General features: G+C 56.2%; 13 protein-coding genes, 2 tRNA genes, 4 rRNA genes and 1 pseudogene. 8 read left to right on the plus strand and 12 right to left on the minus strand.

Going from position 1 to position 22,946, the window contains the following annotated elements; all coding sequences use genetic code 11:
- Nucleotides 1–68: 68 nt before the first annotated feature.
- From ACA048_RS00585 to ACA048_RS00630, 10 genes and pseudogenes are all read right to left on the minus strand, one after another.
- Entirely contained in the window at nt 69–2,030 is a 1,962-nt protein-coding gene (locus tag ACA048_RS00585; RefSeq protein ID WP_497627518.1) for a DUF7844 domain-containing protein, read from the minus strand.
- A complete protein-coding gene (locus tag ACA048_RS00590) occupies nt 2,027–2,347 on the minus strand; it encodes a DUF2388 domain-containing protein (protein WP_497627519.1) in 321 nt (106 codons plus the stop codon). The genes ACA048_RS00585 and ACA048_RS00590 overlap by 4 nt, the downstream gene beginning before the upstream one ends.
- A 27-nt stretch (nt 2,348–2,374) precedes the next feature.
- Nucleotides 2,375–2,693 (minus strand): annotated as a pseudogene (locus tag ACA048_RS00595) (DUF2388 domain-containing protein).
- A gap of 106 nt (nt 2,694–2,799) precedes the next feature.
- Nucleotides 2,800–3,117 (minus strand): DUF2388 domain-containing protein, encoded by a 318-nt coding sequence (locus ACA048_RS00600; RefSeq protein ID WP_223521111.1) that lies wholly within the window; start codon nt 3,115–3,117, stop codon nt 2,800–2,802.
- 534 nt (nt 3,118–3,651) lie between these two features.
- Nucleotides 3,652–3,867, minus strand: a complete 216-nt coding sequence (locus ACA048_RS00605) for a DUF1127 domain-containing protein (RefSeq protein ID WP_497627520.1) — start codon at nt 3,865–3,867, stop codon at nt 3,652–3,654.
- A gap of 319 nt (nt 3,868–4,186) precedes the next feature.
- Nucleotides 4,187–5,680 carry a succinyl-CoA:acetate CoA-transferase ScpC gene (gene scpC, locus ACA048_RS00610; RefSeq protein ID WP_497627521.1) on the minus strand — a complete coding sequence of 498 codons (1,494 nt, stop codon included), beginning with the start codon at nt 5,678–5,680 and terminating at the stop codon, nt 4,187–4,189.
- Between the two features lie 213 nt (nt 5,681–5,893).
- Complete coding sequence (locus ACA048_RS00615; protein WP_497627522.1) at nt 5,894–7,330, minus strand: NAD(P)(+) transhydrogenase (Re/Si-specific) subunit beta; 1,437 nt, start codon at nt 7,328–7,330, stop codon at nt 5,894–5,896.
- Complete coding sequence (locus tag ACA048_RS00620; protein ID WP_277533369.1) at nt 7,327–7,683, minus strand: NAD(P) transhydrogenase subunit alpha part 2; 357 nt, start codon at nt 7,681–7,683, stop codon at nt 7,327–7,329. The genes ACA048_RS00615 and ACA048_RS00620 overlap by 4 nt, the downstream gene beginning before the upstream one ends.
- 11 nt (nt 7,684–7,694) lie before the next feature.
- Nucleotides 7,695–8,816 (minus strand): Re/Si-specific NAD(P)(+) transhydrogenase subunit alpha, encoded by a 1,122-nt coding sequence (locus ACA048_RS00625; protein ID WP_497627523.1) that lies wholly within the window; start codon nt 8,814–8,816, stop codon nt 7,695–7,697.
- A gap of 435 nt (nt 8,817–9,251) precedes the next feature.
- Nucleotides 9,252–10,151, minus strand: coding sequence for a LysR family transcriptional regulator (locus ACA048_RS00630; protein WP_497627524.1), 900 nt, complete (start codon nt 10,149–10,151; stop codon nt 9,252–9,254).
- A gap of 158 nt (nt 10,152–10,309) precedes the next feature.
- Here ACA048_RS00630 and ACA048_RS00635 point away from each other — a divergent pair, with 158 nt between their 5' ends.
- The 8 genes from ACA048_RS00635 (at nt 10,310) to rrf (ACA048_RS00670) (ending at nt 18,815) form a co-directional block, all read left to right on the plus strand.
- On the plus strand, nt 10,310–11,491 hold the full coding sequence (locus ACA048_RS00635; RefSeq protein WP_497627525.1) for an acyl-CoA dehydrogenase: 1,182 nt from the start codon (nt 10,310–10,312) through the stop codon (nt 11,489–11,491).
- A 13-nt stretch (nt 11,492–11,504) separates the two neighbouring features.
- Nucleotides 11,505–12,725 (plus strand): CaiB/BaiF CoA transferase family protein, encoded by a 1,221-nt coding sequence (locus ACA048_RS00640; protein WP_497627526.1) that lies wholly within the window; start codon nt 11,505–11,507, stop codon nt 12,723–12,725.
- Between the two features lie 585 nt (nt 12,726–13,310).
- Nucleotides 13,311–14,847, plus strand: a 16S ribosomal RNA gene (locus tag ACA048_RS00645).
- A gap of 162 nt (nt 14,848–15,009) precedes the next feature.
- A tRNA-Ile gene (locus ACA048_RS00650) sits at nt 15,010–15,086 on the plus strand.
- 30 nt (nt 15,087–15,116) lie between these two features.
- Nucleotides 15,117–15,192, plus strand: a tRNA-Ala gene (locus ACA048_RS00655).
- Between the two features lie 236 nt (nt 15,193–15,428).
- A 23S ribosomal RNA gene (locus ACA048_RS00660) occupies nt 15,429–18,320 on the plus strand.
- 156 nt (nt 18,321–18,476) lie between these two features.
- Nucleotides 18,477–18,592, plus strand: a 5S ribosomal RNA gene (gene rrf / locus ACA048_RS00665).
- Between the two features lie 107 nt (nt 18,593–18,699).
- Nucleotides 18,700–18,815 (plus strand): 5S ribosomal RNA (rrf, locus tag ACA048_RS00670).
- The 16S, 23S and 5S rRNA genes sit together here with 2 tRNA genes alongside, the layout of an rRNA operon.
- Nucleotides 18,816–19,032: 217 nt before the next feature.
- On the opposite strand, the gene ACA048_RS00675 is transcribed toward rrf (ACA048_RS00670), so the two are convergent.
- Together ACA048_RS00675 and ACA048_RS00680 are read right to left on the minus strand one after the other, a co-directional pair.
- The gene (locus ACA048_RS00675; protein ID WP_497627527.1) at nt 19,033–19,500 is read right to left on the minus strand and encodes an SRPBCC family protein; all 468 of its coding nucleotides are present in this window, start codon (nt 19,498–19,500) and stop codon (nt 19,033–19,035) included.
- Between the two features lie 23 nt (nt 19,501–19,523).
- Nucleotides 19,524–22,934: an amino acid adenylation domain-containing protein gene (locus tag ACA048_RS00680; RefSeq protein WP_497627528.1), complete on the minus strand. Its 3,411-nt coding sequence runs from the start codon at nt 22,932–22,934 to the stop codon at nt 19,524–19,526.
- Nucleotides 22,935–22,946: the final 12 nt, after the last annotated feature.

A 22,946-nucleotide genomic window follows, 5' to 3' on the forward strand; every position in this document is an offset into this window, starting at 1 on the left:
AGAGCCTCGCGGCACAGACTGAACAGCAAGATCGAGGGCTTCAGAACTGTGTTCTGAAGCCCTTTTTTCTACGGCAGTTCCAACCCGCCTGCTGCTTTGTGCAGCTTTCTCAGATGTTCGCCAACCTGCTTCAGATTGGCTTCATTGGCGGCCATTTCGGCGGCACGGTCGGGTTCGAGCAGCGCTCGCACTTCCTTATCCAGATCCCCTGTCAGCGCCAGCAACTGCTTTTGGCGCAGGCTGCTCTCCGACTCCAGGCGTTGCCACTCATTGGGTTGGGGTAATCCATAACCGCCGCTGCCGAGCAGTTCAGCCGGACGGCTAAGGTAGCCGCTATTGGCGAGAATCTGTTGCAAGGTCGCATCGGCCTTGTCCATACCGCCGTTTTCCAGGTTCCGAGCGCCGAGGTAGCGCTGCTTGACTTCGTCCTGGGCCAGCAGCATTTGTTGGCGGAAGGCTGCCTGCTCCAACAGCAGCAATGCGGCACTGGCGCGCAGGTCTGCCTGTTCGAACCATTGCCGGCGCTCGACCGCTTTCAATGCCAGCCAGTCTTCGACTTTGTCCTGCTTGATCGGCACGCGCTTTTTCAGCACGTCGAACATGGCCTGATAACGGTCGCGGAAGGAATCGAAGCGATAGCCCAGCCGGAGCGCTTCGCGTGGGTCGTCAAGCACACTGGTATCCGCCAGTCCGCGACCCTTGAGCACTTCCAGCAGGCCGTTCGGCATGATGTTATCCAGCCCGACCAGTTGTGCATGGTTGGTACTGCTACGCAGCAATTTCAGTTCTTCTACCGCACAGTTGTTGGATAGGAAAAAGTAGTTGCCGTCGTAACTCCAGTGCATCTCGGCGGCATGTTCCACGACACCTTCGATCTCGCTGTGCGACAGGTTCAGTGGCACCGAAGCCAGGCTGCGCAGTTCGGTCTTGGTGTACTCGTCGATGACCTGGGAGAGCGGCAGGACAAACAGGCGTGACGGGTATTTACCAATGAGTCCGCCCCAACTCGAAAGCTGCACGTCACCGACGAAGGCGCGGTAGGACAAGACCAGATGCTGGTCCAGATCGAGACGGCAGTCGGGGCCCCGTGGTCGCCCTGGCGCACAGATGACCAGCCGCAACATGCTGTGGCCCCAGCGGCTGACCCAGTTCTGATTGGCTTCGGCCAGCAGATAGTCGATGGCGTAGACCCGTTCCGGATCGACCTGCCCGAGGGGTTGCTTGGCAAAGTCATTGCCGGCGTTGAGAAAGGCGACGGTTTTAGCGCAGGTGTTTTTGGTCGCCGGTGCCCAGCCAAAGTGTTCCTGGTAGTAACGGTACAGCGCCGGGCGACGACAGGCGTAGCTCGGGTCGAGGAGGAAATACTCCATGTTGACCGCGACGAACTCTTTCGGACTGCTCGTTTCGTAAAGGTCCGGACTGCGTGCGATCTGTCGGTTGTGCTGTTCACGCTCGCCGCGACGGCCGACATATTGTGGCCAGCCGGCAAGGTCGAGCAGGCGAGGATCGTCGCTGACGGTAAAGCGTCGATCGGTCTGGCCACGGCACTGATCAGGAATCCCCACCAGTCCCGAGCTGCTGTTGCGCCGGGTACAGTGTTGAATCAGTTTGCGCTCATCGTCTGGCCACAGGCGCGAGCGATCATAGATGTGGGTGAGTTCGTGCAGCACCGTAGCGAGCATTTCGCGGCGGACAGTGCCATGAGGGCGATAGGTCTTCTTGCTCGCAGCACTGCCGTCGGTGAGGCTGGCGAGCAGGTTACGGTTCAAGTCGAGTTCGGACACCAGCGACGCCTGGCCGTAAGCATTGCTCGGCATGTCATCGGTCCAGCCGACATCGATGCGCCGGTCCAGTTGCTCGATGAACCGGGGCGGCAACGCCTGCATGGCTTCATCGAGCAGTGCCTGACTGGCTTGCTGTTGAGCTGGGCTAAGACCCTCAGTCTTGAGCTGTAATTGCAGGCTGGCGTGAGCCGTGCTGCCGAACAGCATCATGATCCCGGCCAGTAGCCAGGCGGCTGACGGCCTCACAGTGCGAGGATGGCTTCGGCGAGTACCTGATCACTGGCATCCCGGGCTTCCGGCACGCGAACGCGCAGGGTATTGAAAGCTGCTTCGAGGTGCGCGCCGCGGATATCGCCATCGCTGGCCACGAAACTCGCGGCATCGTCCTGGGCTTCGCGGATGATTTTCGAGTCACGAATGGAAGTGGTGGTATCAGAGGTGAAATCAAGCGTGCGTTGGGTGGCACGAATGAGGACGTTACTGGTGGCAACCAGGGTATGGGCTTGGGTCACATCGGCCAACAACAGCAGGCCAAGGGTGGCAGCAATAAGCGGGCTACGCATGGAACGACTCCGGGGGAACAGGGATAACTATTGGACGAGAATTGCTTGTGCCAGTTCAAGGTCGCTTGCATGAAGTTTTGGCTGGGTATAACGCAGATAAATCAGGGCGGATTCCAGCTGTGCTGCACGCAATTGGGCTCTCGCTGGCAATGAATGCCGCTGCATGATCGTGAGCGGCGAGCAGCAGTTTACGATCGAAGGGCGCGCAGGTCACCAGACTGGTGCCATAACCGCTGGCCACAGTGCCTTGAGTAGAAAGATTAAAGGCATCGAAGGCATGGGCCGAGCCGGACCAGCAGGCTACAAGACTGACCGGAGTGATCAACAGCAGAGATTGAAAACGCATGAAGCTCGATAGCTGGAAGCCGGTCTCAGGCTAGCGCAACGTCCGGTCTAGAGCCAGTGCCGAAACACGGGGACACGTTGGGCGTGTCCCGCGTCAAGGCTATCGCTTAGATGGTCAAAATCGCCTGCGCCAGCTGTGCATCTGTTGCATTCAGCTGTGGAGCCTGGTGGCGAATGTGATCGAGGGCGCTTTCGAGTTTTACCCCGCGGATAGCCCCTTCGCTGGCAACGAAGCTCGCGGCATCATCACGGGCAGCCAGCACAATTTTGTCGTCCTTAAACGAAGAAGTGATGTTGGAAGTAGCATCTGACGTGGCTTTGAATGCTTTGACGACGGCATCGGTGGTCACGATAAAGCTGGTGGCGTGGGAATTGGCAGCCACGGCAAGCAGGGCCGCAACGCTGAGCAGACGAAGTCGGGACATGAGGTTACTCCTTTGGAAAAATCGATTGAGGGTGGCGAGGTAACTTCTGGATTACGCCTGTCGTATAGCATTCGCCACGTTCTGGTTTTGATATTAGGCCTGCTTTGTTCTTTCGCACAGTCCGCTCTGTTCATCCAAGACGCTTGCGCCCGATTGGTTTATCCATTTTGTTGAGGTAAGCGCATGGCTGATGCCCAACTTTCAAAGTTGCTGAGCATTGCGCTGATCCCGTAAACGCTGGGGGCTGGCCCGTTCCAGGCAGTTGAAGAGCGCTGTCCCGAAGCCAAAGGAAGTGGGGCTTCGATTTCAGCGGGATCATTCCTCTGCCATTGCAAAACAAGCACACAAACTGTTGGAATTGTACTTGTACAAAGTTGGCGTGTTGAAAACTGTACCTGTGCTCCGCGGGTATGGTCGTTTTGGGAGAAAAGCACGAATACGACAAAGCCCGTCGTGGTTTCCCACGACGGGCTCTGTTTTTTCAATCTGGATTGCTGGCAGTGGACCCAATAGGTCAGGGCCAGCGACGCTAACTTAGCGCCAGAACGGCTTGCTCAGCTCTTCGTAACGCTGTGCTTCGCTAATCCCTGCGTCAGCCAGCAGACGCGAATCCAGGCGAGCCAGTTGGTGGCGGCTGGAGATGCGGCGCTGCCACAGCATCAGGTTGGCGATAACGCGCAGAAGCATGGAAGCCTGGGTTTTTGCAGCAGTGTCTTCGAAGAACAGCTCGGAACTGAGTGTACGTTCCATGATTGACATCCTTCCGCTTGTGGCGGGATTAGGTAGTGGTTTAACTGGTGCCCATGATCCTCTCGTTTGCCTAGTCTCTGTAGATACAGTTCACCTGTATTGTGAGGGGCCAGTTAACTGTTAATAGGGGGTGTACTGGTCTAAATTGAGGCAACTGTACCTGTCTGCACCTTAATGAGGCGTTTTACTTCGTTTGACTGGAAAAGGTAGGTTGTTTCGGTAGGAAATGACCGGTACAGCAGTACAGTTTTAAACGGATTTTTACTTGGCAACGGCAGACTGACGAAACTGTGTTTGCGTCAGCTGCCATCTGTATCAATTACACCTTGAGCATGCGCCCCGTTTCTTCCAGGTTTATGTGCCAGCTCAGCGCATCACGCAAGATATGCGGCGTGTGCCCGCCAATCGCACAAGCAGCGGTGAAATAGTCGTCCAGGGCCTGGCGATAGTCCGGGTGCACACAGTTGTCGATGACGACCCGCGCCCGCTCCCGGGGCGCCAGCCCGCGCAAGTCCGCCAGGCCAATTTCGGTGACGAGGATGTCGACGTCATGCTCTGTGTGATCAACGTGGCTAACCATGGGCACGACGCTGGAGATAGCGCCGCCCTTCGCGATTGATTTGGTGACGAAGACGGATAAATGCGCATTGCGCGCGAAGTCGCCCGAGCCACCAATGCCGTTCATCATCCGCGTGCCGCAGACGTGGGTGGAGTTGACGTTGCCATAAAGGTCAAACTCCAGCGCTGTGTTGATGCCGATAATCCCAAGTCGGCGCACCACCTCAGGGTGGTTGGAGATTTCCTGTGGGCGCAGCACCAATTTGTCCTTGTAACGCTCCAGGTTGCCAAATACATCGGCGTTGCGACGGCTCGACAGTGTGATCGAACTGCCCGACGCAAAGTTCAGTTTACCGGCGTCGATCAGGTCGAATGTCGAATCCTGCAGCACCTCGGAGTACATGGTCAGGTCTTCGAACGGCGAATCAATCAGGCCACACATCACGGAGTTGGCAATGGTACCGATACCAGCCTGCAGTGGGCCGAGCTTGTTGGTCATGCGTCCGGCCGCCACTTCCTGCTTGAAGAAGTTGATCAGATGGTCGGCAATCGCCTGGGTTTCGGCATCCGGTGGCAATACGGTGGACGGCGAGTCCGATTGATTGGTGATCACGATCGCGACGATCTTCTCCGGCGGGATCGGGATGGCGGTGCTGCCAATGCGGTCATCAACCTTCACCAGCGGAATCGGCGTACGGGTTGGACGGTATGTCGGGATATAAATGTCGTGCAGGCCTTCGAGATTCGGGTTGTGCGCCATGTTGATCTCGACGATCACGTGTTTGGCGAAAATCGCGAAGCTGGCCGAGTTGCCGACTGACGTGGTCGGCACGATATGGCCGTGCTCGGTTATCGCCACCGCTTCAATCACTGCGAGGTCCGGCAACTTGAGTTGCTGATTGCGCAATTGCTCCACGGTTTCCGAGAGGTGCTGGTCGATGAACATCACCTCGCCCGCATTAATGGCTTTGCGCAGGGTGCTGTCCACCTGGAATGGCATACGTCGTGACAGTACGCCGGCCTCGGTGAGTTGTTTGTCGAGGTCGTTGCCCAGGCTGGCGCCGGTCATCAGGGTGATTTTGAGCGGCGAGACCTTCGCGCGCTCGGCCAGTGCCTGGGGTACGGCTTTGGCTTCGCCGGCGCGGGTGAAGCCACTCATGCCAACGGTCATGCCGTCCTCAATCAGAGCGGCGGCGTCGACGGCGCTCATCACTTTATCCAACAAGGAAGGCAGGCGAATACGGTCACGGTACATGGGATGTTATCTCGGGCAACGGGTAGCAGGACGTGCAGTCTAGTGAATTACACCGACTCCTGTCCCGCTACCAAGGTCGCAAATAAGGCGTCTATTCCGGGCCTTTCGAGCAAAACATCATTACCGGATCGGTAACAAAAGCATAGTTTGTCTGACGATTTGCGCAAACAAAAACGCCCCGACGAGTCGGGGCGTTCTGTGTGCCGCTGAGGGTTACTCGACGGCTTTGACCATGTCTTCGATGACTTTCTTGGCGTCGCCGAAAACCATCATGGTCTTGTCCAGGTAGAACAGCTCGTTGTCCAGACCGGCATAGCCGCTGGCCATCGAACGCTTGTTGACGATGATGGTCTTGGCCTTGAACGCTTCCAGAATCGGCATGCCGGCAATCGGCGATTTCGGATCGTTCTTCGCGGCCGGGTTGACCACGTCATTGGCGCCCAGCACCAGCACCACGTCGGCTTGACCGAACTCGGAGTTGATGTCTTCCATCTCGAACACCTGGTCGTAAGGCACTTCGGCTTCGGCCAGCAACACGTTCATGTGGCCAGGCATCCGACCGGCGACCGGGTGGATCGCATACTTCACGGTCACGCCGCGATGGGTCAGCTTCTCGGTCAGCTCTTTCAGCGCGTGCTGTGCCCGTGCGACCGCCAGGCCGTAACCCGGAACGATGATCACGGTGTCGGCGTTGGTCAGCAGGAAGGTCGCATCGTCAGCCGAACCGGATTTCACCGGGCGGGCTTCTTTCGAGCCAGCTGGGCCTGCCGCATCTGCGGTGTTGCCGAAACCACCGAGCAGTACGTTGAAGAACGAACGGTTCATCGCCTTGCACATGATGTACGAGAGGATCGCACCGGACGAACCCACCAGCGAACCCGCAATGATCAGCATCGAGTTGTTCAGCGAGAAACCGATACCGGCCGCTGCCCAGCCGGAGTAGCTGTTGAGCATCGACACCACGACGGGCATGTCCGCGCCGCCGATCGGGATGATGATCAGTACACCCAGCACAAAGGCCAGCGCCAGCATCAGCGCGAAGGCGCTGAGATTGCCGGTCAGCATGAAGCTCACGCCAAGTGCCAGAGTCGCCAGGCCCAGTAGCAGGTTCAGCTTGTGCTGGCCACCGAACTGTACTGGTGCGCCCTGGAACAGGCGGAACTTGTACTTGCCGGAGAGCTTGCCGAAAGCGATAACCGAACCGGAGAAGGTGATAGCACCGATCGCTGCACCGAGGAACAGTTCCAGGCGGTTACCGGCCGGGATCGCGTCACCGAGTTGCTGGACGATGCCCAGCGACTGTGGCTCCACCACGGCAGCCACGGCGATGAACACAGCTGCCAGGCCGATCATGCTGTGCATGAAGGCGACCAGCTCGGGCATCTTGGTCATTTCAACGCGTTTGGCCATGATCGAACCGACAGTGCCGCCGATCAGCAGGCCGACGATCACGTAGACGATACCGTCATGGGCCAGCTCGGCACCGAGCTTGTAGATCAGGCCGACCGTGGTAAGGATCGCCAGGCCCATGCCGAGCATGCCGAACAGGTTGCCGCGACGCGACGTGGTTGGGTGCGAGAGGCCCTTGAGCGCCTGGATGAAGCATACCGAGGCGATCAAATACAGGGATGTAACCAGGTTCATGCTCATGCTTGCTGTACCTCAGCCTTGACTGCTTCGGTCTTGGCTGCCGGAGCTTTTGCTGGAGCCGCTTTCTTCTTGAACATTTCCAGCATGCGCCGGGTTACCAGGAAGCCACCAAATACGTTGACCGCGGCCAAGGCCACGGCCAGGGTGCCCATGGTCTTGCCCAGCGGGGTCACGGTGAGGGCGGCGGCGAGCATGGCGCCGACGATCACGATGGCCGAGATGGCGTTAGTGACAGCCATCAGCGGTGTGTGCAGTGCAGGTGTCACGTTCCAGACCACGTGGTAGCCGACATAGATGGCCAGCACGAAGATGATCAGGTTGTAGATACCGTGAGAGATCAGCATGTCTTCCATTGTTTTTATCCTCAGCCGTTCTTGCGCACGATCTGGCCGTCGCGGCACATCAGGCACGCGGCGACGATATCGTCTTCAAGGTTGATCACCAGTTGTCCTTCTTTATCGAACAACAGTTTCATGAAGTCCAGCAGGTTGCGTGCATACAGTGCCGAAGCGTCTGCCGCGACCGCACCGGCCAGGTTGGTCGGGCCGCAAATGGTCACGCCATTCTTAACTACCACTTGATCCGCCACGGTCAACGGGCAGTTGCCGCCCTGAGCTGCCGCGAGGTCGATGACCACCGAACCCGGCTTCATCTGCGCCACGGTTTCCGCGCTTAGCAGCGTCGGTGCCTTGCGGCCCGGGATCAGTGCAGTAGTGATGACGATGTCAGCCTGCTTGGCGCGTTCGTGCACGGCCAGGGCCTGACGTTGCATCCAGCTGGCCGGCATTGGTCGCGCGTAACCGCCGACACCGACTGCACATTCGCGCTCTTCATCGGTCTCGTAAGGCACGTCGACGAACTTGGCGCCGAGGGATTCGATCTGCTCTTTTACTGCAGGACGCACATCGGACGCTTCGATCACTGCACCCAGACGTTTCGCCGTAGCAATGGCCTGCAACCCAGCCACGCCGGCGCCGAGAATCAACACGCGCGCCGCTTTCACGGTTCCCGCAGCGGTCATCAGCATCGGCATGAAGCGCGGATAGTGGTGAGCGGCCAGCAACACGGCTTTATAGCCGGCGATGTTCGCCTGAGAGGACAGCACATCCAGGCTCTGGGCACGGGAGGTACGAGGCGCGGCTTCCAGCGCGAACGCGGTAATGCCGCACTCGGCCAGTTTGGCGATGGTTTCATTGCTGAACGGATTGAGCATGCCCACCACAACGGTGCCGCTCTTTATCAGCGTCAGCTCGCTGTCGCTGGGGGCGACCACCTTGAGAATCAGCTCGGCACCAAACGCATCGTTGGCGCTGCCAATCGTTGCGCCTGCCGCTTCATAAGCACTGTCGACAACACTGGCATTAATGCCGGCGCCGCTTTGCACAGTGACCTTATGACCCTGGCCGATCAGCTTCTTGATGGTTTCAGGGGTTGCAGCAACCCGTGTTTCACCCGTCTGGGTTTCGAGAGGAACACCAATGTGCACGTCAAATCTCCTGCGTGATCTTATTGAGTAAACCCAGGCACTTCGGATGGTGCGGCTGGGGCGGCCGATCAGCACGATCCCGCCAAATCTGGACGGGGCGCGGCATTTTGCAGGCGAATTTTGTGCCCTTCAAGGGATTATGATGGGTGACGGAAAATTAACTACAAGTCACCCCGTGACCGAATGTCGCAACTAACCGGCGCAAGCCCTTGTGGGCCGTGACTTGTAAGGGTTTTTGTCGAAATTTGGTAATTTACATATCTTTACGCTGAATGAGGAGTCATCGCCTGCCGATAGGGGCGCAAAGCCACGTCAACAGGCGCTTATGGGACGTTTGTGCTGCTTGTTGGTACAGTCTGCGTATATGCGACATATAGTTATATCTGTAGGGCTTTTATCTTATTGACTACCAGGTCAACTAATTGAGCGAGGCCTTTATCCTTCTAGGTTGTAGCTGTGGGCTTGATTGAGCAGCCAGTCACGAAATGCCTTTAAAGAGGCCGATTCCACCTTTCGCTCGGGAATCATCAGGTAATAAGCCTTGATGCTCGACAACGCTTGAGTGTTGGCAATCACCAGGCGCTTCTCCGCCAATTCACGCTGAATCAGGAACGGTGGAATCAGCGCAATCCCCATGTCGTGCATCGCGGCTTGAGCGAGCATGGAGAATAGCTCGTAGCGCGGTCCTGTCATGTCCCGAGGGATATTCAGATTCTGGGAATTGAACCACTGACGCCATGCATAAGGACGAGTGGTCTGTTGCAACAGTGGTAGTTCCGCAATTTCAACGGGTGTCAGATTTGTCTTCTTGCCCAGTAGGGTTGGGCTGCACACCGGCATCGGATTTTCACCCATCAACCTGTGGGACTCGGTGCCTGACCAATCGGCGTCACCGAAGTAAATCGCTGCATCAAAATCGGTGTCCGCGAACAGAAAGGGGCGCGTGCGGTTGGTGAGGTTGACCGTTACATCTGGGTGCTTGTGTTGAAAGTCTTTAAGTCGTGGGAGTAACCATTGAGTGCCAAAGGTTGGAACCACTGCCAGTTCGATCACGTTGGCGCCCTGTTGCCCCATCACTGACAGCGTATCCCGCTCCACTGCGTCGAGCTGGGTGGCCACGCGGCGGCTGTAGGAAAGGCCGGCTTCCGTCAGCTTCACCCCACGCCGCGAGCGTCGGAAAAGTTCGACGCTGAGGAACTCCTCCAGGCTGGCGATCTGTCGGCAAATGGCGCCCTGAGTCAGCGAAAGCTCGAGGGCGGCTTTGGTAAAGCTTTCGTGGCGTGCGGCCGCTTCGAAGCTGATCAGGGCTGTAGTGCTGGGGATTTTCCTGCGCATGTACGTCAACCTCACTAATGCATCGCATAAAAGCACTTTTGCGATGTTTCGGAGTGAGAAATTAGCACAACAGTATGCAAAATCCTCGTTTGCCGTAAAGCCGAACCCGGCCTAGGATCAGTCCACGTAATTTGACCCTGATTCGAGAGGACACACTCATGGGCGGTAAAGCGAGCTTCAACTGGATCGATCCTCTGCTGCTGGATCAACAGCTCACTGAAGAAGAGCGCATGATTCGCGACACTGCCGAGCAATTCGCTCAGCAGAAGCTCGCACCGCGCGTTCTCGAAGCTTTCCGTCATGAAAAAACCGATCCTGCAATCTTTCGTGAGATGGGCGAAGTCGGTCTGTTGGGTGCAACGATCCCTGAGCAGTACGGCGGCAGCGGCCTCAACTACGTCAGCTACGGCCTGATTGCTCGTGAGGTCGAGCGTGTCGACTCTGGCTACCGCTCGATGATGAGCGTGCAGTCCTCGCTGGTGATGGTGCCGATCAACGAATTCGGCACTGAAGCCCAAAAGCAAAAATACCTACCAAAACTGGCTACCGGTGAGTGGATTGGTTGCTTCGGTCTGACAGAACCTAACCACGGTTCCGACCCAGGCGCGATGATTACTCGTGCGCGCAAAGTGGAAGGAGGCTACAGCCTGACCGGCAACAAAATGTGGATCACCAACAGCCCGATTGCTGATGTATTCGTGGTCTGGGGTAAAGATGACTCCGGCGACATCCGTGGTTTTGTTCTGGAGAAGGGCTGGAAAGGCCTGAGCACTCCGGCGATTCACGGCAAGGTTGGCTTGCGAGCATCCATCACAGGCGAAATCGTCATGGACAACGTGTTTGTCCCTGAAGAGAACATCTTCCCGGACGTCCGTGGTTTGAAAGGTCCCTTTACCTGCCTTAACTCCGCGCGTTATGGCATTTCCTGGGGCGCGCTGGGCGCTGCCGAGTTCTGCTGGCACACCGCTCGCCAATACACCCTGGATCGTCATCAGTTCGGTCGTCCATTGGCTGCCACTCAGCTGATCCAGAAGAAACTCGCCGACATGCAGACCGAAATCACCATGGCGCTGCAAGGCTGCCTGCGTCTGGGTCGTATGAAAGATGAAGGCACTGCGGCGGTCGAGATCACTTCGATGATGAAGCGCAACTCCTGCGGCAAGTCCCTGGACATCGCTCGCATGGCGCGCGACATGCTGGGTGGCAACGGCATCTCCGATGAGTTCGGTGTCGCTCGCCATCTGGTCAACCTGGAAGTGGTGAATACCTATGAAGGTACGCATGACGTCCACGCACTGATTCTCGGTCGCGCGCAGACCGGCATCCAGGCGTTCTATTAATAGGAGAACGGCCATGGGCGCGCTTTCGCATCTTCGGGTACTGGATTTATCGCGGGTACTGGCCGGGCCTTGGGCCGGGCAGATCCTTGCAGACCTTGGCGCTGAGGTGATCAAGGTCGAGCGCCCGGGCAATGGCGATGACACGCGCGCCTGGGGGCCTCCTTTCCTTAAAGACGCCTATGGTGAAAACACCAGCGAGGCCGCTTATTACTTGTCGGCCAACCGCAACAAACAATCGGTCACCATCGACTTCACGCGTCCGGAAGGCCAGAAGTTGGTGCGGGAGTTGGCGGCCAAGTCGGACATCCTGATCGAAAACTTCAAGGTCGGTGGGCTGGCAGCTTACGGGCTGGACTATGAGTCGCTCAAGGCGATCAATCCGAATCTGATTTACTGCTCGATTACCGGGTTTGGTCAGACGGGTCCCTACGCCAAGCGTGCGGGTTATGACTTCATGATCCAGGGCTTGGGTGGTCTGATGAGCCTGACGGGTCGACCGGAAGGGGATGAGGGTGCCGGGCCGGTGAAGGTCGGTGTGGCGCTGACAGACATCTTGACCGGGCTTTACTCGACGGTAGCGATTCTGGCGGCGCTTGCGCATCGGGATCACGACGGTGGCGGCCAGCATATCGATATGGCATTGCTGGATGTCCAAGTCGCGTGCCTGGCCAACCAGGCGATGAACTACCTGACGACGGGCAATGCACCGAAGCGCTTGGGTAATGCCCATCCGAACATCGTGCCTTATCAGGACTTTCCTACGGCGGATGGCGACTTCATCCTCACCGTGGGTAACGATGGTCAATTCCGCAAGTTTGCCGAAGTGGCCGGGCAGCCGCAGTGGGCGGATGACCCACGCTTTGCGACCAATAAGCTGCGAGTGGCGAATCGGGCGGCTTTGATTCCGCTGATCCGTCAGGCGACGGTGTTCAAGACCACTGCTGAATGGGTGTTGCAGCTGGAGCAGGCTGGTGTGCCATGTGGTCCGATAAATGATCTTGCGCAGATGTTTGCTGATCCTCAGGTCAAGGCGCGTGGGTTGTCGATTGAGATGCCTCATGTGTTGGCGGGGAGGGTGCCGCAGGTGGCGAGTCCTATTCGTCTGTCCAAGACTCCGGTGGAGTACCGCAATGCTCCTCCTTTGTTGGGCGAGCATACGCAGGAGGTTCTGCAGCGTGTGCTGGGGCTGGGAGCGGGTGCAGTGGCAGCTTTCAAAGAATCTGGGGTGCTTTGAGGGTTCCCTCCATATAGAGGGAAGCTATATTGCTCCTCTATATAGAAAGGAATCGGGTGGTTTTCCGCCTTTTGGCAAGTTATTGATAGATAACCCAAATCAGTGCTTGACGGCAGATTCTGGATGTCTATAATTCGCCCCACTTCCGGCGCAGTCGAAACGGAAAACTCCTTGACAAACAAAGAGTTACGCGGTTTTGGCAGTAAGCGGCTTCAGGTCATCGAAGCCCGAAAGGAGTTGAAAAAGAGGTGTTGACAGCAGCGTGTAACGCTGTAGAATTCGCCTCCCGCTGACGAGAGATCGAAGGCGCAAGTGGTTGAAGTTACAAAGGAAACTTTGAAAACTTCTGAAAATAACCGCTTGACAGCAACAGAGGCTGCTGTAGAATGCGCGCCTCGGTTGAGACGAAAGATCTTAACCAACCGCTCTTTAACAACTGAATCAAGCAATTCGTGTGGGTGCTTGTGGAGTCAGACTGATAGTCAACAAGATTATCAGCATCACAAGTTACTCCGCGAGAAATCAAAGATGTAACCAACGATTGCTGAGCCAAGTTTAGGGTTTCTTAAAAACCCAAAGATGTTTGAACTGAAGAGTTTGATCATGGCTCAGATTGAACGCTGGCGGCAGGCCTAACACATGCAAGTCGAGCGGTAGAGAGAAGCTTGCTTCTCTTGAGAGCGGCGGACGGGTGAGTAATGCCTAGGAATCTGCCTGGTAGTGGGGGATAACGCTCGGAAACGGACGCTAATACCGCATACGTCCTACGGGAGAAAGCAGGGGACCTTCGGGCCTTGCGCTATCAGATGAGCCTAGGTCGGATTAGCTAGTTGGTGAGGTAATGGCTCACCAAGGCGACGATCCGTAACTGGTCTGAGAGGATGATCAGTCACACTGGAACTGAGACACGGTCCAGACTCCTACGGGAGGCAGCAGTGGGGAATATTGGACAATGGGCGAAAGCCTGATCCAGCCATGCCGCGTGTGTGAAGAAGGTCTTCGGATTGTAAAGCACTTTAAGTTGGGAGGAAGGGCATTAACCTAATACGTTGGTGCCTTGACGTTACCGACAGAATAAGCACCGGCTAACTCTGTGCCAGCAGCCGCGGTAATACAGAGGGTGCAAGCGTTAATCGGAATTACTGGGCGTAAAGCGCGCGTAGGTGGTTTGTTAAGTTGGATGTGAAATCCCCGGGCTCAACCTGGGAACTGCATTCAAAACTGACAAGCTAGAGTATGGTAGAGGGTGGTGGAATTTCCTGTGTAGCGGTGAAATGCGTAGATATAGGAAGGAACACCAGTGGCGAAGGCGACCACCTGGACTGATACTGACACTGAGGTGCGAAAGCGTGGGGAGCAAACAGGATTAGATACCCTGGTAGTCCACGCCGTAAACGATGTCAACTAGCCGTTGGGAGCCTTGAGCTCTTAGTGGCGCAGCTAACGCATTAAGTTGACCGCCTGGGGAGTACGGCCGCAAGGTTAAAACTCAAATGAATTGACGGGGGCCCGCACAAGCGGTGGAGCATGTGGTTTAATTCGAAGCAACGCGAAGAACCTTACCAGGCCTTGACATCCAATGAACTTTCCAGAGATGGATTGGTGCCTTCGGGAACATTGAGACAGGTGCTGCATGGCTGTCGTCAGCTCGTGTCGTGAGATGTTGGGTTAAGTCCCGTAACGAGCGCAACCCTTGTCCTTAGTTACCAGCACGTGATGGTGGGCACTCTAAGGAGACTGCCGGTGACAAACCGGAGGAAGGTGGGGATGACGTCAAGTCATCATGGCCCTTACGGCCTGGGCTACACACGTGCTACAATGGTCGGTACAGAGGGTTGCCAAGCCGCGAGGTGGAGCTAATCCCATAAAACCGATCGTAGTCCGGATCGCAGTCTGCAACTCGACTGCGTGAAGTCGGAATCGCTAGTAATCGCGAATCAGAATGTCGCGGTGAATACGTTCCCGGGCCTTGTACACACCGCCCGTCACACCATGGGAGTGGGTTGCACCAGAAGTAGCTAGTCTAACCTTCGGGAGGACGGTTACCACGGTGTGATTCATGACTGGGGTGAAGTCGTAACAAGGTAGCCGTAGGGGAACCTGCGGCTGGATCACCTCCTTAATCGACGACATCAGCTGCTTCATAAGCTCCCACACGAATTGCTTGATTCATTGAAGAAGACGAAAGAAGCAGCCTGTATCGGTTTGTAGCTGAGTTGGTTAGAGCGCACCCCATGCTTTGTGGTAAAGAGCAGGGTGAGGTCGGCCTTAGTAGCTCGAAATTGGGTCTGTAGCTCAGTTGGTTAGAGCGCACCCCTGATAAGGGTGAGGTCGGCAGTTCGAATCTGCCCAGACCCACCAATTTTGTGTGGGAAACGCCTGTAGAAATACGGGGCCATAGCTCAGCTGGGAGAGCGCCTGCCTTGCACGCAGGAGGTCAACGGTTCGATCCCGTTTGGCTCCACCACTACTGCTTCTGTTTGTATAAAGCTTAGAAATGAGCATTCCATCGTGGTGATGGTGAATGTTGATTTCTAGTCTTTGACTAGTTCGTTCTTTAAAAATTTGGGTATGTGATAGAAAGATAGACTGGACGTTACTTTCACTGGTAGCGGATCAGGCTAAGGTAAAATTTGTGAGTTAAATTGCGAATTTTCGGCGAATGTCGTCTTCACAGTATAACCAGATTGCTTGGGGTTATATGGTCAAGTGAAGAAGCGCATACGGTGGATGCCTTGGCAGTCAGAGGCGATGAAAGACGTGGTAGCCTGCGAAAAGCTTCGGGGAGTCGGCAAACAGACTTTGATCCGGAGATGTCTGAATGGGGGAACCCAGCCATCATAAGATGGTTATCTTAAGCTGAATACATAGGCTTAAGAGGCGAACCAGGGGAACTGAAACATCTAAGTACCCTGAGGAAAAGAAATCAACCGAGATTCCCTTAGTAGTGGCGAGCGAACGGGGACTAGCCCTTAAGTGGCTTTGAGATTAGCGGAACGCTCTGGAAAGTGCGGCCATAGTGGGTGATAGCCCTGTACGCGAAAATCTCTTGGTCATGAAATCGAGTAGGACGGAGCACGAGAAACTTTGTCTGAATATGGGGGGACCATCCTCCAAGGCTAAATACTACTGACTGACCGATAGTGAACTAGTACCGTGAGGGAAAGGCGAAAAGAACCCCGGAGAGGGGAGTGAAATAGATCCTGAAACCGTATGCGTACAAGCAGTGGGAGCCCACTTTGTTGGGTGACTGCGTACCTTTTGTATAATGGGTCAGCGACTTATTTTCAGTGGCGAGCTTAACCGAATAGGGGAGGCGTAGCGAAAGCGAGTCTTAATAGGGCGTCTAGTCGCTGGGAATAGACCCGAAACCGGGCGATCTATCCATGGGCAGGTTGAAGGTTGGGTAACACTAACTGGAGGACCGAACCGACTACCGTTGAAAAGTTAGCGGATGACCTGTGGATCGGAGTGAAAGGCTAATCAAGCTCGGAGATAGCTGGTTCTCCTCGAAAGCTATTTAGGTAGCGCCTCATGTATCACTGTAGGGGGTAGAGCACTGTTTCGGCTAGGGGGTCATCCCGACTTACCAAACCGATGCAAACTCCGAATACCTACAAGTGCCGAGCATGGGAGACACACGGCGGGTGCTAACGTCCGTCGTGAAAAGGGAAACAACCCAGACCGTCAGCTAAGGTCCCAAAGTTATGGTTAAGTGGGAAACGATGTGGGAAGGCTTAGACAGCTAGGAGGTTGGCTTAGAAGCAGCCACCCTTTAAAGAAAGCGTAATAGCTCACTAGTCGAGTCGGCCTGCGCGGAAGATGTAACGGGGCTCAAACCATACACCGAAGCTACGGGTATCACTTAGGTGATGCGGTAGAGGAGCGTTCTGTAAGCCTGTGAAGGTGAGTTGAGAAGCTTGCTGGAGGTATCAGAAGTGCGAATGCTGACATGAGTAACGACAATGGGTGTGAAAAACACCCACGCCGAAAGACCAAGGTTTCCTGCGCAACGTTAATCGACGCAGGGTTAGTCGGTCCCTAAGGCGAGGCTGAAAAGCGTAGTCGATGGAAAACAGGTTAATATTCCTGTACTTCTGGTTATTGCGATGGAGGGACGGAGAAGGCTAGGCCAGCTTGGCGTTGGTTGTCCAAGTTTAAGGTGGTAGGCTGGAATCTTAGGTAAATCCGGGATTCTAAGGCCGAGAGCTGATGACGAGTGTACTTTTAGTACACGAAGTGGTTGATGCCATGCTTCCAAGAAAAGCTTCTAAGCTTCAGGTAACCAGGAACCGTACCCCAAACCGACACAGGTGGTTGGGTAGAGAATACCAAGGCGCTTGAGAGAACTCGGGTGAAGGAACTAGGCAAAATGGCACCGTAACTTCGGGAGAAGGTGCGCCGGTGAGGGTGAAGCATTTACTGCGTAAGCCCATGCCGGTCGAAGATACCAGGCCGCTGCGACTGTTTATTAAAAACACAGCACTCTGCAAACACGAAAGTGGACGTATAGGGTGTGACGCCTGCCCGGTGCCGGAAGGTTAATTGATGGGGTTAGCTAACGCGAAGCTCTTGATCGAAGCCCCGGTAAACGGCGGCCGTAACTATAACGGTCCTAAGGTAGCGAAATTCCTTGTCGGGTAAGTTCCGACCTGCACGAATGGCGTAACGATGGCGGCGCTGTCTCCACCCGAGACTCAGTGAAATTGAAATCGCTGTGAAGATGCAGTGTATCCGCGGCTAGACGGAAAGACCCCGTGAACCTTTACTATAGCTTTGCACTGGACTTTGAATTTGCTTGTGTAGGATAGGTGGGAGGCTTTGAAGCGTGGACGCCAGTTCGCGTGGAGCCAACCTTGAAATACCACCCTGGCAACTTTGAGGTTCTAACTCAGGTCCGTTATCCGGATCGAGGACAGTGTATGGTGGGTAGTTTGACTGGGGCGGTCTCCTCCTAAAGAGTAACGGAGGAGTACGAAGGTGCGCTCAGACCGGTCGGAAATCGGTCGTAGAGTATAAAGGCAAAAGCGCGCTTGACTGCGAGACAGACACGTCGAGCAGGTACGAAAGTAGGTCTTAGTGATCCGGTGGTTCTGTATGGAAGGGCCATCGCTCAACGGATAAAAGGTACTCCGGGGATAACAGGCTGATACCGCCCAAGAGTTCATATCGACGGCGGTGTTTGGCACCTCGATGTCGGCTCATCACATCCTGGGGCTGAAGCCGGTCCCAAGGGTATGGCTGTTCGCCATTTAAAGTGGTACGCGAGCTGGGTTTAGAACGTCGTGAGACAGTTCGGTCCCTATCTGCCGTGGACGTTTGAGATTTGAGAGGGGCTGCTCCTAGTACGAGAGGACCGGAGTGGACGAACCTCTGGTGTTCCGGTTGTCACGCCAGTGGCATTGCCGGGTAGCTATGTTCGGAATAGATAACCGCTGAAAGCATCTAAGCGGGAAACTAGCCTCAAGATGAGATCTCACTGGGACCTTGAGTCCCCTGAAGGGCCGTCGAAGACTACGACGTTGATAGGTTGGGTGTGTAAGCGCTGTGAGGCGTTGAGCTAACCAATACTAATTGCCCGTGAGGCTTGACCATATAACACCCAAGCAATCTGTGAACTCGAAAGAGACCAGATTGCGGTGTGTGAAGACGATACACAGTCGAAAATTCGAAACGAAACACACAAATCTATTACATACCCATTCGCTGGAGCGTGATCTCGCAAGAGAAAACGACCTGGCTACCGAATTTCTTGACGACCATAGAGCATTGGAACCACCTGATCCCATCCCGAACTCAGCAGTGAAACGATGCATCGCCGATGGTAGTGTGGGGTTTCCCCATGTGAGAGTAGGTCATCGTCAAGATTAAATTCCGAAACCCCTATCTGCGTATGCAGGTAGGGGTTTTGTTTTAGTAGAAGTCACTCATTTTGCTGGCACGTTACGACTGTAACGGGCTGGTCACAGAATTTCTTGACGACCATAGAGCATTGGAACCACCTGATCCCATCCCGAACTCAGCAGTGAAACGATGCATCGCCGATGGTAGTGTGGGGTTTCCCCATGTGAGAGTAGGTCATCGTCAAGATTAAATTCCGAAACCCCTGTCTGCTAACGCAGACAGGGGTTTTGTCGTTTTAGGCTAGCCAAATTCCGTAGAACAAAAGAGCCAGCCCCTGCAAATCAGGGGCTGGCTTTTTTGTATGCCGTTTATGGGTGCTGGTGATCTGACCTCCAGCAGCGTGCAGAACTGGATGTCACGCGTTCCTGGTCAGCGATGTACCTGTCAACGCGAAAACGGAGCCTTACGTAAACAGCTTCAACACATTGTTCATCGCATCATCGGCAAACCCCTGCACAAACGCCTTGAACCCCGGCAGGGCCTCGGCCCCCCCCTGTGCCGGTTCGGCGATGATGGTCCAGGTCGCACGGGACTTGCCCACGCCCAGCGGCTCAACACTCATGGCCGCCCACAAATTGGCCACGCCCAACGTGTTGTAGATCGTGGTCCAGGTTATGTTCAACGCGTGGTCATCCCGCGAGTTGAGTTGCTCGACCACCAGGTTGCCGTCCTTGAAGAATTTCTTGCGCAAGGACGACACGCCCTCGCCCGTCATCTCGATGTGCGACAGCGCCGGAATGAACTGATCGAAGCCGGCGAAGTTACCGACGACTGCCCAGACCTTCACGGCCTCGGCCGGTACTTCCACCGAGGACACCACGTGGCAGCCTTGAGGGTTTTTGATCAGGGTATCGGGTTGCAGAGTGCTCATGGTTTTGCTCCGTTTGGGTTGAATCAGATGAAGTTGATTTCTTTCAAGTAGTCGCAGCCACGACGCAGCAGCTCCGGGGATTTTTCCGGGTAGTGCGTGCCCATCTGCCGCACGCCGGCCTGGGCGTTGTCGTGGCCGATCATCGAGATGTCGCCGATGTCTTCCTCGAAGCCGTTGAGGTAAAAACCGAGCACGCCGAACAGCGCGTTTTCACTATCAACCCGGTCCAGTTGCTGTTGCCAGTCAGCGACGCTGACCATGGAGAATTCCCGCCCAGCCTCGCGAAAGGACGCTACGTAGTCATCCCAACTCAGGGGTTCGGGGTTGTGCAGGTTGAACACCGCTTTTTCAGGCTGATAGCGGCTGGCATGGAAGGCGATGAACCGGGCGAGAAAGTCCACCGGCATCAGGTCGAAATTCAGCGCGAACTCCGGCACCTGGCCGAGCTGGATCGAGCCTTTGAGCATCAGCATCAAGCGGTTTTTGTGGGGCTGACAGACACCCGTGAGGCTGTTGAAACTGATGTTGCCGGGGCGATAAAGATTGACCCGCACCCCTCGCTCGCGAGCTCGCTCAAGAATCCGTTCGCCGACCCACTTGGACAGGTTGTAGCCGTTCTTGATGTAGATCGGCGGTGTCTGGGCGGCGGGCAATTCCAGCACCCGGCCCTCGGCAGTCATCGTGCTGGACGCGGAGAGCGTAGAGACGAAGTTGAAAACCTTCTTGCTGCGCCCTTCACACAACCGAAGGCACTCGAAAATCGGTTCGACGTTGTCCCGCGCCAGCGACTCGTAATCGAGTACGTGATTGACGTTGGCAGCGTTGTGCACCAGTGCGCCGAACTCCCGGTCCAGGCGTTGGTAATCCTCGGCGCACAGTCCCAGAGACGGACGAGTGATGTCCGCGGCATACACCCGCACCCGGCTCAGGTCGAGATGCTCCAGACGGTTCTCGCGCAGTGCATGAGCAAAGCGCTCAGCCGCCGATTGCCCGCCACCATTGCGCACCAGGCATGCGACTTCAGTGGCGCCCCAACCCAGCAGCGCCTCGACAATGTGCACGCCGACAAAACTGTTGGCGCCGGTCACGATCACCTTGTGCACATCGCCCATTTGGCTGATGGGCAACGGCTGAATCTCCAGCTCACGAAAGGCATCGGCCAATGCCTTTTCACTCAACACTTCTTCGGTGCCGGAGCCGCGTACCAAGGTCGCCAACTTGGCAATCGTCGGTAACTCGATGAAGCGGTTGATCGAGATACTGCGACCAAACTCCTCCCGCAATCGCAGCAACATGCGCGACAACAGGATCGAGTGACCGCCCAGATTGAAGAAGCTTTCGTCGGTAGAAATGTCGCTGGCCGGCAGCTCCAGTAACTCCGCCCAAATCTCCAGCAGCAGTGCCTCATCGGCACTGGAGGGTAAGCGCCGAGTAGTGTTTTCCAGGACGCTGACCGGCATTGCAAGCAACGCTCTGCGGTCGACTTTGCCATTGCTGGCGATGGGCATGCTTTGCAGTTCGGTCCAGGCAACCGGCTGCATGTAGTCCGGTAAAAATTGCAGCGCGTGAGCCTTCAAGGCTTCGCGAGCGCTGCCGGGCCGGTCTTCCTGAGGCTGCGCGAAGAAGGCCAGAATGCGCCGCTGGCTGTCGATGACCACCGCCACCTGGCGATACAACTGGCTGTCGCGCAGGCAGCGTTCAATCTCTTCCGGTTCAACCCGGAAGCCGCGAATCTTCACCTGGTGATCCCGCCGCCCACACAGCTCGACGCCGTCGCGGGTCCACTTCGCCATGTCGCCGGTTCGGTAGGCGCGCAGGCTTTGGCCGCATGGAACACTCAGGGTCAGATAACGCTCGGCGGTCTGCTGTGGATTGTTCAAATACCCCAGGCACACCCCCGGTCCGACGATGTACAACTCACCCACGGTTTGGTCGGCCACTGGTTGAAAGTCTTCATCGAGAATCAGCACCTGGCTGTTGGCAATCGGCGCGCCGAGAGTTCGATTGCTGTCGCCGGTACGCAACTGTCGCGCGGTAATCAGCACCGTGGCTTCGGTCGGGCCATACAGGTTGTAAAGCTTGCCCTGGCGAGTCAGTTGCTCGATCACGTAGGGTTCGCAAACATCGCCGCCGGTCATCACATGATCCAGACCCTGCAACTGCTCCAGCGGCAGAATGCTCAACAGTGCCGGCGGCAAAAACGCGTGGCTCAGTTGTCGGTGGCGGATCAGCTCGACCAGTTGCAAGGGATCGCGACGTTGATCGTCACTGGGCACGATCAGCTCGGCGCCCTGAAGCAGGGTCGGGAAAATATCGATCAGCGACGAGTCAAAACTCAATGACGAAAACTGCAACACTCGACTCTGTTCGGTGAGCTGCACGTAGTCGGCGTACCACGCGGTGAAGTGCGCGAGGTTGGCCTGACTGAGCAACACGCCTTTGGGATGCCCGGTGGTACCTGAGGTATAGAGCGCCATGCACGGCGCATCAAGGTCGGGCCGGTGGCGCATCAAAGGGTGCTCGAGGTCCACGTCGTCAACGTCGATGCGGCTGATGTCCAGTCCCGGCATGTCGTCGGCGAGCGGATGCTGGCCGTCATGCAGCAACAACACAGCCCCGGCATTTGAAAGAATGTACTGCTGACGTTGCAGCGGGTGGCTCGGCTCCAGCGGCAAATACACCGCACCGCTGCCGAGAATTGCCAGAATCCCTGCATACAACGCGCTGCATTTCGGCAGACAGATCCCGACCACCAACGGCCCTTGATGTTGATCGAGTAGCGGCTGCAACTGCTGTTGGATTGCACGGCTGTGGGCATGCAGTTGCCGATAGCTCAGAGATGCACCGTCGATACTCAGTGCAGGTCGTTCGGCAGATTTGAGGAGGCGTTGTTCGAGGCGCTCGATCATCGGGATCTGGCCCAGTTTCAGCAGCCCGGGCTGCTCAGTGAAGTTGAGCTGATGGATAAAGGCCAGGTGTTCGAGCCACAGCAGATTTTCCACCCGCTCAAAGTGAGCAGGCGCTGCCGGTTGTGCGTGCAGAAAATACTCGGCATCCCGGGAGAAGCGGCTGACCAGCAGCGCGACGTGATCCACCAGCTCCGCCACCGCTCGCAGGCGCAATGTCTGGCCGTTACCGCAAGGCACGTCGGCGATGGACACACGAGTGAACAATGCCGAGTTGTAAGTGCACAACACGTCCAGCGACGGCAAACCGACAGCCTCCGATCCACCGACACCCAGTTGCAGCGTCAGTCGCGGTGTTTCGCTGAAGCCCGCAAACGACAGACTCGCGTCGTCGATCAGTAAATCAAATGCCGGTTGGTCGTTGAGCGTGTCGAACCGCATTAACGAATGACCGTGTTGTTCAAGCTCCAGCGCCAGGTCGGTCAAGGCCTGGCTTTGCCCAATGAGCAAAATGTCGAGACGTCTCATGGATGTACTCCT

The organism is Pseudomonas sp. LBUM1659 (assembly GCF_059716045.1).